General features: G+C 68.2%; 15 protein-coding genes and 1 riboswitch. Of the genes, 7 read left to right on the top strand and 8 right to left on the bottom strand.

Features of this window, described 5'->3' with window-relative positions:
• Positions 1 to 248: 248 nt before the first annotated feature.
• The 7 genes from ABZ370_RS03550 to ABZ370_RS03520 form a co-directional block, all read right to left on the bottom strand.
• Complete coding sequence (locus ABZ370_RS03550; RefSeq protein WP_358615728.1) at positions 249 to 1211, bottom strand: Ppx/GppA phosphatase family protein; 963 nt, start codon at positions 1209 to 1211, stop codon at positions 249 to 251.
• Positions 1208 to 1765: a DUF501 domain-containing protein gene (locus ABZ370_RS03545; protein WP_358615725.1), complete on the bottom strand. Its 558-nt coding sequence runs from the start codon at positions 1763 to 1765 to the stop codon at positions 1208 to 1210. Before ABZ370_RS03545 ends, ABZ370_RS03550 begins: the two co-directional genes overlap by 4 nt.
• Positions 1766 to 1838: 73 nt before the next feature.
• Entirely contained in the window at positions 1839 to 2315 is a 477-nt protein-coding gene (locus ABZ370_RS03540) for a septum formation initiator family protein (RefSeq protein WP_358615723.1), read from the bottom strand.
• Between the two features lie 127 nt (positions 2316 to 2442).
• On the bottom strand, positions 2443 to 3729 hold the full coding sequence (gene eno, locus ABZ370_RS03535; protein WP_358616082.1) for a phosphopyruvate hydratase: 1287 nt from the start codon (positions 3727 to 3729) through the stop codon (positions 2443 to 2445).
• A gap of 114 nt (positions 3730 to 3843) precedes the next feature.
• A complete protein-coding gene (locus ABZ370_RS03530; protein ID WP_358615721.1) occupies positions 3844 to 4518 on the bottom strand; it encodes a transglycosylase family protein in 675 nt (224 codons plus the stop codon).
• A gap of 6 nt (positions 4519 to 4524) precedes the next feature.
• Positions 4525 to 4692, bottom strand: a riboswitch (cyclic di-AMP (ydaO/yuaA leader).
• A gap of 254 nt (positions 4693 to 4946) precedes the next feature.
• Complete coding sequence (locus ABZ370_RS03525; RefSeq protein ID WP_358615719.1) at positions 4947 to 5915, bottom strand: transglycosylase family protein; 969 nt, start codon at positions 5913 to 5915, stop codon at positions 4947 to 4949.
• 113 nt (positions 5916 to 6028) lie between these two features.
• Positions 6029 to 7336, bottom strand: coding sequence for a cytochrome P450 (locus ABZ370_RS03520; RefSeq protein WP_358615717.1), 1308 nt, complete (start codon positions 7334 to 7336; stop codon positions 6029 to 6031).
• 591 nt (positions 7337 to 7927) lie between these two features.
• Here ABZ370_RS03520 and ABZ370_RS03515 point away from each other — a divergent pair.
• The 7 genes from ABZ370_RS03515 to ABZ370_RS03485 all read left to right on the top strand — a co-directional run bounded on the left by ABZ370_RS03515 (position 7928) and on the right by ABZ370_RS03485 (position 13968).
• A complete protein-coding gene (locus tag ABZ370_RS03515) occupies positions 7928 to 9055 on the top strand; it encodes an ATP-binding protein (protein WP_358615714.1) in 1128 nt (375 codons plus the stop codon).
• Positions 9052 to 9450: a roadblock/LC7 domain-containing protein gene (locus ABZ370_RS03510; RefSeq protein WP_358615711.1), complete on the top strand. Its 399-nt coding sequence runs from the start codon at positions 9052 to 9054 to the stop codon at positions 9448 to 9450. Before ABZ370_RS03515 ends, ABZ370_RS03510 begins: the two co-directional genes overlap by 4 nt.
• Positions 9447 to 9818 carry a DUF742 domain-containing protein gene (locus ABZ370_RS03505; RefSeq protein ID WP_358615708.1) on the top strand — a complete coding sequence of 124 codons (372 nt, stop codon included), beginning with the start codon at positions 9447 to 9449 and terminating at the stop codon, positions 9816 to 9818. Before ABZ370_RS03510 ends, ABZ370_RS03505 begins: the two co-directional genes overlap by 4 nt.
• Entirely contained in the window at positions 9793 to 10383 is a 591-nt protein-coding gene (locus ABZ370_RS03500) for an ATP/GTP-binding protein (RefSeq protein ID WP_358615706.1), read from the top strand. Before ABZ370_RS03505 ends, ABZ370_RS03500 begins: the two co-directional genes overlap by 26 nt.
• A gap of 9 nt (positions 10384 to 10392) precedes the next feature.
• Entirely contained in the window at positions 10393 to 11769 is a 1377-nt protein-coding gene (locus tag ABZ370_RS03495; RefSeq protein ID WP_358615703.1) for a cytochrome P450, read from the top strand.
• Positions 11770 to 11976: 207 nt separating this feature from the next.
• The gene (locus tag ABZ370_RS03490; protein ID WP_358615701.1) at positions 11977 to 13179 is read left to right on the top strand and encodes a cytochrome P450; all 1203 of its coding nucleotides are present in this window, start codon (positions 11977 to 11979) and stop codon (positions 13177 to 13179) included.
• Between the two features lie 33 nt (positions 13180 to 13212).
• The gene (locus tag ABZ370_RS03485; RefSeq protein ID WP_358615699.1) at positions 13213 to 13968 is read left to right on the top strand and encodes an enoyl-CoA hydratase/isomerase family protein; all 756 of its coding nucleotides are present in this window, start codon (positions 13213 to 13215) and stop codon (positions 13966 to 13968) included.
• Positions 13969 to 14051: 83 nt separating this feature from the next.
• On the opposite strand, the gene ABZ370_RS03480 is transcribed toward ABZ370_RS03485, so the two are convergent.
• Complete coding sequence (locus ABZ370_RS03480; RefSeq protein WP_358616079.1) at positions 14052 to 14261, bottom strand: DUF6479 family protein; 210 nt, start codon at positions 14259 to 14261, stop codon at positions 14052 to 14054.
• Between the last annotated feature and the right edge of the window lie 2 nt (positions 14262 to 14263).

Here is a 14263-nt window from a genome sequence, read left to right as displayed (position 1 = left end):
CTGAGCAGCGATAGCTGTTGAACGCGCGAGTAGACCACGGGGTTCCCGAGCGGTCCCGCGCATCGGTCGGCCGGCCCATGATCCGGCCGAGTTGATGAACACCGTCACCAATAGCGGCCCCGAGGCGGCCCAGAAGGCGGCCACCAGGCACCTTTTTCATGTGAAGAGTTTCACGAACTCTTTTGGCGGGGGTCCGCGGAAGGCCCCGGAAGGGCCCTCCACAGCCGCTCAGACGATAACGTTCCCGCTCAGGAGATGCTCCAGGCGATGCCGTCGAGGATGTCGTGTTCGCTCACGACGACCTCCTCGGCACCGGTCCGGTCCATGATCGACAGCAGCACCAGGGCGCCCGCGGTGATCACGTCGACCCGGCCCGGATGCATCGCTCCGATCGCCGCCCGCTCCGCGTGGGTCGAGGTCAGCAGCTTGGCCGTGATCTCGCCGACCTGACCGGCGTGCACCCGGGCGTGGTGGATCGCGGCCGGGTCGTACTCCGCCAGCCCCAGCGCGATGGCGGCGACCGTGGTGACCGTACCGGCCAGCCCGACCAGGGTGTGGCCGCCCTCGCCGGGGCGGCAACAGCCGGTGAGCGGCACCTTCTCCTCGGCCAGATCCAGCGCCCGCTCGATATCCGCCCTGATGGCCGAGATCTGATCCCCCGTCGGCACCTCGGTGATCTCGCCGTCCACGACGAGATGCCGCTCGGTCAGCCGCACACAGCCGATGTCGACGCTGCGGGCCGCCCGCACCCCGTCGTCACCGCTGACGAACTCGGTCGAGCCGCCGCCGAGGTCCACCACCAGGAACGGGCCGCTCAGATGCTCATGGCCGGTCAGCTCCTTGGTCGCGCCGGTGAAGGAGAACTCCGCCTCCTGGTCCCCGGTGATCACCTCGGGCTCGACGCCGAGGATGTCCACGACGCCGCGCACGAACTCCTCGCGGTTCTCGGCGTCCCGCGAGGCCGAGGTGGCGACGAAGCGGACGCGCTCGGCGCCGAGCGTGCGTATGACCTCCGCGTACTCCCGGCACGCGGCGAAGGTGCGCTCCAGCGCCTCGGGGGCCAGCCTGCCGGTGCGGTCCACGCCCTGGCCCAGCCGGACGATCTTCATCCGGCGGTCCAGCTCGGTCAGCTCACCCGTGGCCGGGTCGGCGTCGGCGACCAGCAGCCGGATCGAGTTGGTGCCGCAGTCCACGGCCGCGACGCGGGTCATGCGGTCTCCTCTTCCGTCTGCTGGGCACAGGTCTGCTGGGCACAGGGCGCGACGCACGGGCCCTTGCGCCACCACTCGGGCAGCAGCGCGATCGCCTCGTCGCCGAGCGGGTTGACCCCGGGCCCGGCAGCGAGGGAGTGACCGACCAGGACGTGCAGGCACTTCACCCGGTCCGGCATGCCGCCCGCGCTCGGGAAGCCCTCCAGCACCTCGATGGCGTCGCGGCGCGCGATGTAGTCCTCGTGGGCGGCGCGGTAGGCGGCGGCGAGCTCGGGGTCGCTGCCGAGCCGGGCCGTCATCTCCTTCATCACGCCCTCCGCCTCCAGCGTGCCGATCGCGGACGCGGCACGCGGGCAGGTCAGGTAGTACGTCGTGGGGAACGGCGTGCCGTCCTCCAGGCGCGGCGCGGTCTCGACGACATCGGGGTTGCCGCAGGGGCAGCGGTGCGCGACGGCGCGCAGGCCGCGCGGCAGGCGGTTCAGCTGCTCCTTGACGGCGGCGATGTCCGCGTCGGTGGGCGCGGTGGGCTCCGTCTGCGGAGGGGGCGTGTCCATGAGGGGAAAAGTTCTCTTCGATCGGTGTCGGACCGGGTGCCGGGTGCGACCGTGACGAGCGCCGGTGCGCGCGTCAGCGCCGCTCGGCGGCCGCCTTCGGCGCGTCCGCCGTGTCCACGGCGTCCCAGAGGTTGGTGTACCAGGGGCGGTCGCCCGCGCCCTGGTCGGTGGAGTGCTCGGCCCGGGCGCCGGGGTCCACCATGCTGAAGCCGGTCTCGCCCGGCATCAGGTAGTGCAGATGGGCGCGGGCCTGCCGCTCGATGTACGCGGGGTCGTGCAGCCGGGCCTTCTGCTCGCTCAGCTTGGCCACCTCGGCGCGCTCGCGCTGGGCCTGGCGCCGCTGGTCGGCGATCTCCGAGCGCTGGGAGATGTACTGCCGCATGGGGTAGGCCAGCGCGACCACCAGGGAGCAGACGACCAGCGCGAGGAGGGCGGCCCGGCCGGTGAGCCGGCTGCGGCGGCGTTTGATCCGGGCACGGTAGACCCGGGCGGCGGCGTGTTCGCCGAGCGCCTTGAGCCTGGTCGCGGTGGAGAACCGATCCGCCGGCACGTCGCCTCCCCGGTGATGACTTCGCTTGAGCAGTTCCCGCTTGAGTAACGTCGTCCCCGGCCACGGTACGGGACCGTGGCCGGGGACAAGCGTCAGACGTGTCCGCTCCTTGAGGATCGGGAAGCGGTCAGCCCTTGAAGCGCGGGAAGGCGGAGCGGCCCGCGTACACCGCGGCGTCGTCCAGGATCTCCTCGATGCGCAGGAGCTGGTTGTACTTGGCCACCCGTTCGGAGCGGGCCGGGGCGCCGGTCTTGATCTGGCCGCAGTTGGTGGCGACGGCCAGGTCGGCGATGGTGACGTCCTCGGTCTCACCGGAGCGGTGCGACATCATGCACTTGAAGCCGCTGCGCTGGGCCAGCTCGACGGCGTCGAGGGTCTCGGTCAGCGAGCCGATCTGGTTGACCTTGACCAGCAGGGCGTTCGCGGTGTCGTTGTCGATGCCGCGGGCCAGCCGCTCGGGGTTGGTGACGAACAGGTCGTCACCGACCAGCTGGACCTTGTCACCGAGCTGCTCGGTGATCGTCTTCCAGCCGTCCCAGTCCTCCTCGTTCAGCGGGTCCTCGATGGAGACCAGCGGGTACGCGTCGACCAGCTCGGCGTAGTACGCGGTCATCTCGGACGCGGTGCGGTCCTTGCCCTCGAACTGGTAGACGCCGTCCTTGTGGAACTCGGAGGCGGCGACGTCGAGCGCGAGCGCGATGTCCTGGCCGGGCTGGTAACCGGCCTTCTTGATGGCCTCGACGATCAGGTCCAGGGCATCCCGGTTGGAGTCGAGGTTCGGCGCGAAGCCGCCCTCGTCGCCGAGGCCGGTGGACAGGCCCCGCTCCTTCAGCACGCCCTTGAGGGTGTGGTAGACCTCGGCGCCCCAGCGCAGGGCCTCGGAGAAGGACTCCGCGCCGACCGGCGCGATCATGAACTCCTGGATGTCCACATTGGAGTCGGCGTGCGAGCCGCCGTTGAGGATGTTCATCATCGGGACCGGCAGCAGGTGCGCGTTCGGGCCGCCGAGGTAACGGAAGAGAGGCAGGTCGGACGCCTCGGAGGCGGCATGCGCCACCGCGAGGGAGACGCCGAGGATGGCGTTGGCGCCGAGCGAGGACTTGTCCGGGGTGGCGTCCAGGTCGAACATCGCCTGGTCGATCAGGCGCTGCTCGGTGGCGTCGTACCCGACCAGCTCGGGGCCGATCTGCTCGATGACGGCGAGGACGGCCTTCTCCACGCCCTTGCCGCCATAGCGGTTCTTGTCGCCGTCACGGAGTTCGAGGGCCTCGAAGGCGCCGGTGGAGGCGCCGGACGGGACGGCGGCACGGCCGGTGCTGCCGTCGTCGAGGCCGACCTCGACCTCGACCGTGGGGTTGCCTCGCGAGTCGAGGATCTCGCGAGCTACGACGACGTCGATGGACGGCACGAGGATCTCCTTCGTATGGGTCTTCGGTAGCAGCATGAGCCTAACCGCACCGAAGCCCCGGCGGGGTGCACCGTGGGGGCGGCGCACCCGGCCGGGGCTCGTTGACTACGGTGGGGCGGTTCAGCTCAGGTGCAGCTGCTGGCCGGGGAAGATCACGTCGGCGTGCTGGACGATGTTCTTGTTCAGGTCGAACAGCTTCTTCCAGCCGCCCTTGACGTGCTCCGCCTTGGCGATCTTGCCAAGGGTGTCACCGGACTTGACCTTGTACTCGCCGTCGCCCTTCTTGATCGGGCCGCGGGTCTCGGCGCGCGCGGCGTGCTCGGGCGCGCTGCGCGGCGCGGCCTTCGGCTTGGCGGACGGGGCCGACTGCTTGGAGTCGGGCTGGCTCTGCTGCGGGGTGGAGGGCGCGGGGGCGGACGGGGCGCCGCCGCTGGTCAGGCCCTTGCCGCAGACCGGCCAGGCACCCTTGCCCTGGCTGGAGAGGACCTTCTCGGCCACCTGGATCTGCTGGGCCTTGCCGGCCTTGTCAGCGGTGGGAGCGAAGGCGGTACCGCCGTAGGCGGCCCAGGTGGAGGAGGAGAACTGCAGGCCACCGGAGTAGCCGTTGCCGGTGTTGATCGACCAGTTGCCGCCTGACTCGCACTGCGCGACCTGGTCCCACTGGGAGCTGGTGGCGGCAGAGGCGGACGTCGCACCGATGAGCGGGGTGGCCACCGCGGCTCCGGCGAGGCCGGCGAGCGCGACGATACGGGTGGCCTTGGAGGGACGACGGTGCTTGCCCTGAGCGTTGGACATGTTGGTTCGTTTCCTCACCGACGCCTACGAGGTGAGCTGTCGGGTTCGGGCGTGAGTTGCCCGGCTGGGTGCGGAGGTCCGCACCCAGCTTCACCCCAAGCCGCTCGGCCGATGCTGCTGGCCTCCCGGCACTTACCTTGGGTCCCCCGCTCCTGCCTTCGGCGCTGGCGCGTCGGTACCGGACGACCGCCGGCAGGACTCGGCGTGACGGTCGACGGTGCTCGTTGTGGCGAGCGGAAAGACGTTAAACACACGTCCGGGAAACGTTCAAACACCCTTATCGCAGCGAAGAGGGGTGTTATCGAGGTCACTCGGGCTACATCGGCGCAGGTGGGGCCGGGTGTGGAGAGACCGGACACGACGGACGGGAGGGAAAATGTGACGAGAGGTATGTCTCACCGGTGCCAGATCGGGCAAATCCCCCTGAACTACTGGCCCCTGATGGTGAGGTCAAGTCGCTGACCAGGGATGATGAGATCCGGGTCGGTTCCGATCAGGTTTTCGTTGGATGCGTAGATCCGACGCCAGTCGCCGCCCGATTCCTGCTTTTCGGCGATTGCTGAAAGGTTGTCACCCGGACGCACTGTGTAGCCGCCATCCGTGGGGTTTTCGGCCCTGTCGGCACCGCCGCGCGAGGCATGGCCGCTCGGCCGCTCATCCTGGTCCTGTTCGCCCCGGTGCTCCCCCGAAGGGCCCCCGGAGCCGCCCTCGGTGGAGGAGGGGGCCGGCGTCGGGTCCGACGCGCCTGAAGAAGGGGACGGGGAGGGCGCGTCGCCGTCCGGTCCGTCCGGCCCGTCGGGCGAGGCGGAGTCCTGGGGCTGCTCCGGCGCGTCCGACGCGTCCGGTGCGCCGGGGGTGTTCGAGGCGCCGGGGGTGTCCGTCGCGTCGGGCGTCTTGCCGGACGGGGCGCCGTCGCGTTCACCCGAGTCCCCGCGGTCGCCCGAGCCGCCTGAGTCGCCGCGCTGCGCGTCCTGCCGGGACGGGGGCGCCGTACTGCCCGGATTCACATCCGGGGCGTCACCGCCGCCGGTCAGCCCGGCGTTCAGCGCGCAGCTGGGCCAGGCGTCCGGGCCGCGGTCGCCGAGTATCGACTCGGCGACGGCTATCTGCTGGGAGCGGCTGGCCAGGTCGGGCCGCGGGGCGTAACCGGTGCCCCCGTACTTCTTCCACATGTCGAGGGTCAGCTGCAGGCCGCCGTAGAAGCCGTTGCCCTCGTTGGCGCTCCACATCCCCGCGCTCTCGCACTCGGCGACGTGGTCCCACGTGGTGGCGGGGGCGGCCTGGGCGCCGGTCGCTCCGAAGAGCGGGATGGCGATGCTCGCACCGGTCACCCCCGCGGCGACGACGATGGCCGGAGCCTGGCGGGGGCGGCGGTGACGTCCGTTCCCGGAAAGCATGCGAATCGCCTCTCGTGTGGGGGCTCGGTTGTCGGTTGAACATAGCGACGCCACACGATCATCACAAGCCGGTGTATCCCAGGTCACGCCACGGTCACGCGGTTGACTGTTTGTCACTTTCCCCAGGTCACCGGAAGGGTGCGCAGCCCGCGCATGATGAGCCCGCCGCGTCGGCGCAGCTCGTCCGGCTCCACCGCGAGCCGGAGATCGGGGAGTCGGCGCAGCAGGGTGGCGAGCGCGGTCCGCGCCTCCAGGCGGGCGAGCGGGGCGCCCAGGCAGTAGTGGATGCCATGGCCGTAGCCGAGGTGCTGGTTGTCGGTGCGGGCGAGGTCGAGTACGTCGGGACCGGCGAAGCGCTCGGGGTCGCGGTCGGCGGCGGCGATCACCACCAACACCGGTTCCCCCTCCGCGATGTGCTGCCCGCCGAGGGTGAGCGGCTCGGCGGCGAACCGCCAGGTAGCCATCTCCACCGGGCCGTCGTAGCGCAGCAGTTCCTCGACGGCGGTGGCGAGCAGCCCCTCGTCCCCTGTTTCCCCTCCTTCTTCCGTTCCCTCCGTTCCTCCCTCTCCCAGGGACCGCTGGAGTTGTGCGCGCTGCTCGGGGTTGCGCAGCAGTGCGTAGACGCCGTTGCCGATGAGATTGACGGTGGTCTCGAAACCGGCGAACAAGAGGATGAAGGCCATCGCCGCGACCTCGTTCTCGGTGAGGTGGTCACCGTGGTCACTGGCCCGGATGAGATCGGAGATCAGGTCGTCGCCGAGTGCGGCGCGCTTACGGTGGATCAACTCGGCCAGATATGTGCGAATTCGCTTCACCGCGCGGGCCACTCCGCCGCGCGGACCTCCGCCGTGCCGGATCATCATTCCGGCCCAGTCCCGGAAGTCGTCCTGGTCCTCCCTCGGGACGCCGAGCAGATCGCAGATCGCGTAGATAGGGAGAGGAAAGGCGAACTCGTGGATGAGGTCGGCCTCTCCCCGCTCCTCGAAGGCGTCGATGAGGCCGTCGGTCAGCTCGCGCACCCGTGGGGCGAACGCGGCGACGCGGCGCGGGGTGAACGCCTTGGAGACCAGCCGCCGCAGCCGGGTGTGGTCCGGGGGGTCGATATTGAGCAGATGTGTCGTCAGATCCGCGCGCCGCTCGCCGGGAATGCCCACTTTGCCGCGGGCGTGAGCGGACTCACTGTGCCGCTGTGGGTTCTTCGACAGCCGGGCGTCGGCCAGGGCTTGCCGGGCATCGGCGTAGCGAGTGACCAGCCAGGCCTCGACCCCGCTGGGGAGCGTGGTCCGATGCACCGGGGCGTACTCGCGTAGCCAGGCGTAGGCGGGGTAGGGATCAGTGGCGAACTCCCAGGTGAAGAGGGTGGGAGCGGGTGCGGGGCAGGGCTGATCGGACACGCCCCGACGATACCGGCCGCGGTCCATGGATTCCGATACGCCACTTATCGGAAGTAAATCCATAACGCGCAAGTAAAGCTAATTAATGCCGAAGCAATTCGACGGCCTTCTCCACACACTCTCCACGATGCGCTCACAGCGCGCGGCGAATGCCCGATATCTGATGTCTGGGACCACCGCCCGGAGTGGCCTGCGGCGCGCGCCGACCATGACTGCGGAACATGCGCTGACGTCGGCCAATGAGGCAGAATGCGGGGATGGCTGAAACAGTGTCAGGTGGTTGAATGGGCCTCCGGCACATGCACGGGGCCACCTGCCCCTGGTGATACGATCACCGCGCTTGCCAGGCTAGCCAAGGGCCCGTTAGATACACGGCGATCCGGTAAATCAGCCGAGAGGGTTACCACTCTGAGGAGCACTATGCCGCCAGTTGGGCATATGGAGCCGTGCCGGCGCACCCCTGCCTGCGCGCAGCCCCCGGCAGGCCGAGTGCGGTGCGCCCCGTCCCTTTGGGCGCCGCACGAACGCTGACTTACCGCTGCCTCTCCATAACACCCCGGATTCTTATTGCAGCACACCCTTCAGTCCCTGGCGGTCTAGTCGTTCAAAGAGAGTCTTATGACGCATTACATACAGGACCCTGCCCTCTGGGCCCTGATCGCTGGCACGCCTCTCGCCGCAACCGCCATTATCCGCGGTCGAAAATCGAGAGCGAAGCTCAGCGAGGAGAAGGCGGAGCTGGATAACCGCACCGCCGAACTCGAAAACAACTACGCAACAGCGGTTCAGGATGCTCAAGTACGCGCCGAGGAAGCCACCAAGAGCGCTCTGAAGTCCGCGATGCGGACGCTTCAGGGTCTCGCCAACGAGCAGCAGCTTGCGATCACGAAGCTGCAGGACCGGTACGGCGAGCACCACATTCTCCAGGACCTGCTGGAGATCGACCACATGAACTCGCAGTTCGGCCGCCGTGCGCAGTCGATCGCCGTTCTGTGTGACGGCTGGCTGGGCCGTCAGCGGGCCGTCGCCTCCGTGTACGACGTGGTGCGCAGTGCCAAGGGCCGCATCCGTCACTACACGCGCGTGGAGATCCGCTCCCAGAGCAACTTCGCCCTGGTCAGCCGGGCCGTCGAACCCGTCGCGCTGGCCCTCGCCGAGCTGCTGGACAACGCGACCAGCTACTCCGCCCCCGATTCCCCCATCGACATCACCATCCGCACCGTGCCCAAGGGCGTTTGCATCATCATCGATGACGCCGGTGTCGGTATGAACGAGGAGGAGAAGAACCGGGCCGACGAGCTGCTCTCCGCCCAGCGCGCGACGGGCGTCACGGGCCTGGGCAATCCGCCGCAGTTCGGTTTCGCCGTGATCGGTGTGCTCGCCTCCCGTTACGGCTTCACCGTCTCCGTCGATTCGGCCTCTCCCTACGGTGGTGTGCGTGCGGTGGTGCTTCTTCCCGAGGACCTCCTGACCAACATGCCCGAACCGGAAGAACAGCCCGCGCCCTCCGCGCCCTCCGTGTCCCCCGTGTCTCCGGCAGCCGCTTCCGAAGAGAGCGATTCCACCGCGGGCGGACTGCCCAAACGCCGCCGCAAGGGCTCCATCTCCATCGTGCCGCGCTCCGACGCGGCAGACGGCCAAGCCCGGACGAGCGAGGAAGCCGCTTCGATCATGGGCGCCTTCCAGCGCGGCACACAGTCCGGTCGCTCCGCAAACCCGAACAGGGAAGGGCATGATCCTCAGTGAACAACGACCTGTCATGGATGCTTGACAGCGCCCTGGAAGTACCCGGGGCACGTCACGCGATCCTGGTTTCCGCCGACGGTCTGCTGATGGCCCGATCTCAGGACGTCAGGAAGGACGAGGCCGACACCGTCGCCGCCGCGATGAGCGGCATCCAGTCGCTGAGCCGCACCATGGCCGGCTTCTGCGGCCATCCCGATATGAACTGGCGTCAGACTCTGGTGGAGTTCGACGGCGGCTGGGTCTTCCTCATATCGGCCGGCGAGGGCGCGTACCTGGCGGTCTCCTCCGCGCCCGACGTCGACATGGCCGACATCACCTTCCGTATGCAGCAGCTCGTCGGTCAGCTCGGCAAGGCGCTGACCACTCCGCCCCGCGAATCGGGCGTTCAGACATGACTGCCCCGGAGGATCAGGAGCCCGAGTCCGCCGGATTAGTGCGACCGTACGTCATCACGAACGGCCGCGGGCTCGTGGACAGCGACCAGTTCAACCTGATCACGCTGGTCACCGCCTCCGAGCAGAGACGTGCCCCGACGCTCGATCCGGAGAAGCGGAGCCTGCTGGACCTGTGTTCAGGGGGCTATCTCTCGGTTGCCGAGATCGCGGGCCATATGGGCCTGCCGATCGGCATCGTCAAGATCCTGCTGTCCGACCTGTCGTCGGACGGCTATCTGGTCACGCGTGCCCCGGCGCCTCCCGCCCAGCTCGTCGACGTTTCACTCCTTCAGGAGGTACTGGATGGTCTCCAGGCCCGCTTCGGATGAGGACGTCTATCTGGACAACGCGGTGCAGATCGCGGCCAAGATCCTGGTCGTGGGGCACTTCGCGGTCGGAAAGACGACGTTCATCGGCACCATGTCGGAAATCCCGCCGCTGCGCACCGAGGAACGGATGACGCAGGCCGGTGCGCACGTCGACGATCTGATGGGCACCCGGGGCAAGACCACGACCACCGTGGCCATGGACTTCGGCCGCCTCACGCTCAGCGAACGGCTTGTCCTCTATCTCTTCGGAACACCCGGACAGGAACGCTTCGTCCAGGTGTGGGAGGACATGACGCGGGGTGCGCTGGGCGCGCTGATCCTCGTCGATCCGGAACGCCTCAAGGAATCGTTCCCGGTGATCGACCTGGTGGAACAGTACGGACTTCCCTACGCGATATCCGTCAACCACTTCGATGGCACACCGGCCCGTCCCGATGGGGAACTGCGCGAGGCGCTGGATCTGCTGCCCGACACACCTGTCGTCACCTGTGACGCACGTGACGAGAAGTCATCGGCGAATGCGCTGATGGCGCTTGTTCGTTACCTACAGGAACGTACCCGCTAGGAGCACGTAATGGAGACACAATCGGACTTCCCGGTTCCGCCGCCGGGCTGCCCTGCCCATCACGGCGGCGAGCGGGTGCCGCTGCACGGGCCCGAGTTCGCGGCCGACCCGGAGGCCTTCTACACGCATCTGCGGTCGTACGGGCCGATCGCGCCGGTCGAGCTGTCCCCCGGTGTGAACGCCATGCTCGTCACGGACTACTCGGCGGCCCTCCAGGTGCTGCAGAACCCGGATGCCTTCGCCAAGGATGCCCGACGTTGGCGTGATTTCAACGACGGCAAAGTACCGCAGAACAGTCCGGTTGTGCCCATGCTGGGATATCGCCCGAACTGTCTGTTCACCGATGGGGCGGAGCATCTGCGGCTGCGCCAGGCGGTGACGGACAGTCTGGCGCGGGTGGACCCGCACTGGCTGAGCCGCCATGTCGAGCAGGTCGCCTCCTATCTCATCGCCCAATTCAGTTCCCGGGGCACGGTCGATCTACTCAACGACTACGCCAAGATGCTGCCGCTGCTGGTCTTCAACGAGCTTCTCGGCTGCCCGCCGGAAATCGGTGACCGACTGGTCTTCGGCACCTCGGGGATTTTCGACGGCGGGGTCGACGCGGAAAAGGCCAACGCGGAGCTGACACAGGGCCTGCTCGAACTCGTCGCGCTCAAGCGTCGACAGCCGGGGGACGATGTCACTTCCCGGCTGATGCAGCACGGCGCGAAGCTGAGCGACGAGGAGATGATTCATCAGCTCGTGATGCTCATCTCGGCCGGTACGGAACCGCAGCGGAACCTCATCGCCAACGGGCTCTGCCTCATGCTGACCGACGAGCGGTATTCGGGCGGCGGGCTGCTGGTGGAGGACGCCATCGACGACGTCCTCTGGAACCAGGCCCCGATGGCGAACTACGCCCCGCACTATCCGGTGCAGGACACGGAATTCGGGAATTCCCGGCTGTCCGCGGGCGATTTGGTTCTCATCAGCTTCGCTGCGGCAAATACGGACCCCAAGCTCTCCTCGTCCCGACAGGTCCTGAGCAAGCGGGCCCACCTCGCGTGGAGCGCCGGACCGCACGCCTGCCCGGCCAAGGACCCGGCTCAGCTCATCGCCGTGGCGGCCATCGAGAAGCTGCTGAACCAGCTTCCCGACATCGAGCTTGCGGTGCCGGCCGACAGTCTGACCTGGCGTCCCGGCCCGTTCCACCGGGCGCTCGCCGCGCTGCCCGCCCGCTTCGCCCCGGTGAAGCCGCAGCGGTCCGCCGCTCCCCCGTCCGGGCCGCGGCAAACCTCTTCGGGCATCCCGGTGACTTCTTCGAGCGCGTCTCGAGGCCGTCCCCACGAAAAGCCGGAGAAGGGTAGCTGGTGGAGCTCCTTCCTGGCTTGGTGGAAGGTGTGACGTTGTCCACAATTCGAACCTATTTCGCCCTGAATGAATGTTCAAACAAGGGGGTAGAACCTATCGCGAATTCGCGTGATCCATACATCACTCTCGGTAATTCGCGCGAAAAGAGATAAGCAAGCCCGGGGTGAAGGACTTGAAGGAGTCATTGTGGAAACTGTCGCTGCCGGCAGCATTGTCGACCGACGTTCCGTAGTTTCACTCATGTCCCGCCTTCGCTCATCGCGAGGCCAGTCGAACCCCTATCCAATCTACGCACAGCTCAGGGCGATGGGCGATGTCATACCCGCGCCCTGGGGCGGCTATCTACTCCTCTCCCACGATATCTGCGATCAGGTACTGCGCAGCAAGAAATGGGCGACGTTCGATGCCGAATGGCGGGCGCGCCAGGGCGATGTAAATCGCTGGAACGCGCCCGCTTCCCGACAGCTCAGCAAAACCCTTCAAGGGCTGAATCCGCCGGTGCACACCCTGCAGCGGCGGTCCCTGGGCAACATATTCGACCGGTTCACCCTCGATTCCCTTGAGGAACCGGTCACGCGCATCGCGGAGACGCTGCTCGACCGGCTCGGCGAGCAGCTGCGCACCACCAAGGAAGCGGATTTCGCTACCATGGTCGGCGAGGAAATGCCAGCGGCGACAATCAGCCATTGGCTGCGCCTCCCGGAGTCGGATCACGACCTCCTCAAGACCCTGACCCACGGTCAGGGACTCGCCCAGGAACTCCTGCCCTCGAAGAGCCAGCTCGCCCAGGCGAACGAGGCCGCCGAGGGCTTGCGCGACTACTTCACCGCGGTCATCCGGGAGCGCCGGAAGGCCCTGGGGGACGACGTCCTCTCCGACTGGATTCGCGCTTGGGACGAGATCGAACCGGACCGCTCCGTCGCCGACGAAACCCTGTACCACCTGGTGATGTTCATCGTCATCGCCTCGATGGAGACCACCTCCACGCTGCTCTCCAACATGGTGTGGCTGCTCGATCAGCACCCCGGGACCGCGGCCTGGCTGCGGTCCCACCCCGAGCGGGTGCCGCAGGCCGTCGAGGAAGTGCTCCGCTACGACGCGCCGATCCATCTGACCACCCGGGTCGCCACCGAGGACACCCTTCTCTCCGGCTATCGCATAGCCAAGGACGAGGTGGTTCACGTGATGCTCGGCGCCGCCAACCACGATCCGGCACACCACACGGACCCCGACACCTTCGACATCCTGCGCACGGGAAGTCATCTCGGTTTCGGCGGTGGAATCCACTTCTGCATCGGAGCGGCCCTGGCCCGCCTGGAGGCCACGGTTCTGCTGAAGTCCCTCGTCAGGCGTTTTCCGACTCTCCGCGTCACCGCTCCCCCGGTATGGGAGCCGCGGGTCGCCTTCCGGCGGCTCACCGCGCTGCACGTGACCGAGCGCTGAATCGCGCCCCACGCCCATAACGACGAGGTAGCCATGTTCAACGACGTCAAGACCCTGCACATCAGCGGCGATGGACCCGAACTGCGGGTGGAACTCAACAGTCCGGAAACCGGTAACGCGATCAGCGAGGAGATTCTCGACGATCTTCTCGTTGTACTGGAAGAAGTGCATAACCGGCCGGACATACGGGTGTTGGTGCTCTCCGGCGCCGGACCCGATTTCTGCCGGGGCGGAGACCGCCACGAATTCACCGGACAACTCGCCGACGACCCCACCGGATCGGGGCTGCGGATCATCGGCGGCAAGGCACGCAGAGTATGCGACGCCCTCGCCACCACCTCCGCCGTCACCATCGCCCGGCTGCACGGACAGGTCATCGGGGCGGGCCTGGCCCTCGCCCTCTTCTGCGATCTGCGCATCGGCGCGTCCGACAGCCACTTCCGGCTGCCCGAGCTCGCCCTCGGCCTCCCGGCGGCGTGGGGCGGTTCACTGCCGCGGCTGCTGCACGAGGCGGGCGCCGCCCGAATCCGCGAGCTGATCCTGACCGGGGACAGCTTCGACGCCGCCCGCGCGGAACAGCTGTCCGTCCTGCACCGGGTCGCCCCCGAGGCCGGGTTGGACAAGGCGATCGAAGAGTGGTCCAAGCCGGTGCTGCGGCGCTCCGCAGCGGCCCTGCGCACCACCAAGGCGCTGCTGAACTCCTACGCGTCCGCCTCCCGGCTCGGCGACACCACCATGCTCGACGCGGAGGTGCTGTCGGCCGTCGTCGCGGCAGGGCGCCAACGGTAGGCGGCACCAGCGGTAGGCAGCCAGCGGCGGGACGCCATCGGTAGGGAGCCATCGGCAGGGTGGCAAGGGCAGGGGGCCTGACCTCAGGTCTTCCGGGCCTCGCTGCCGCCCGAGCCGGACTCCCTGGTGCCGGAGCCGCCCAGCTGGTGCGGGCGGCGCCGGACGCCGTCCGGGGGCAGCTCGTCCGGTTCCCGGGCCTGCGTCTGGTAGCCGACCCGGTCCTGGCCGTCCTGGTGTCCCGGACGTGGCCCGCCTGCCGCGCCTCGTGCTCGGTCTCGTTCACCCGCTGCCAGGC

Origin of the sequence: Streptomyces sp. NPDC005962 (genome assembly GCF_040629205.1) — a bacterium.
Taxonomy (GTDB): Bacteria; Actinomycetota; Actinomycetes; order Streptomycetales; family Streptomycetaceae; genus Streptomyces.
Note: the sequence above shows the minus strand (reverse complement) of the source record. Positions and strands in the feature narration are given on the sequence as shown.

Excerpts from the sequence above, each read along its gene's own strand:
- ABZ370_RS03550 (WP_358615728.1), bottom strand. The coding sequence starts at position 1,211 with ATGACCCGCGTCGCGGCCGTGGACTGCGGCACCAACTCGATCCGGCTG.
- ABZ370_RS03545 (WP_358615725.1), bottom strand. The coding sequence starts at position 1,765 with ATGGACACGCCCCCTCCGCAGACGGAGCCCACCGCGCCCACCGACGCG.
- ABZ370_RS03530 (WP_358615721.1), bottom strand. The coding sequence starts at position 4,518 with ATGTCCAACGCTCAGGGCAAGCACCGTCGTCCCTCCAAGGCCACCCGT.
- ABZ370_RS03525 (WP_358615719.1), bottom strand. The coding sequence starts at position 5,915 with ATGCTTTCCGGGAACGGACGTCACCGCCGCCCCCGCCAGGCTCCGGCC.
- ABZ370_RS03520 (WP_358615717.1), bottom strand. The coding sequence starts at position 7,336 with ATGGACCGCGGCCGGTATCGTCGGGGCGTGTCCGATCAGCCCTGCCCC.
- ABZ370_RS03515 (WP_358615714.1), top strand. The coding sequence starts at position 7,928 with ATGACGCATTACATACAGGACCCTGCCCTCTGGGCCCTGATCGCTGGC.
- ABZ370_RS03505 (WP_358615708.1), top strand. The coding sequence starts at position 9,447 with ATGACTGCCCCGGAGGATCAGGAGCCCGAGTCCGCCGGATTAGTGCGA.
- ABZ370_RS03500 (WP_358615706.1), top strand. The coding sequence starts at position 9,793 with ATGGTCTCCAGGCCCGCTTCGGATGAGGACGTCTATCTGGACAACGCG.
- ABZ370_RS03495 (WP_358615703.1), top strand. The coding sequence starts at position 10,393 with ATGGAGACACAATCGGACTTCCCGGTTCCGCCGCCGGGCTGCCCTGCC.
- ABZ370_RS03490 (WP_358615701.1), top strand. The coding sequence starts at position 11,977 with ATGTCCCGCCTTCGCTCATCGCGAGGCCAGTCGAACCCCTATCCAATC.
- ABZ370_RS03485 (WP_358615699.1), top strand. The coding sequence starts at position 13,213 with ATGTTCAACGACGTCAAGACCCTGCACATCAGCGGCGATGGACCCGAA.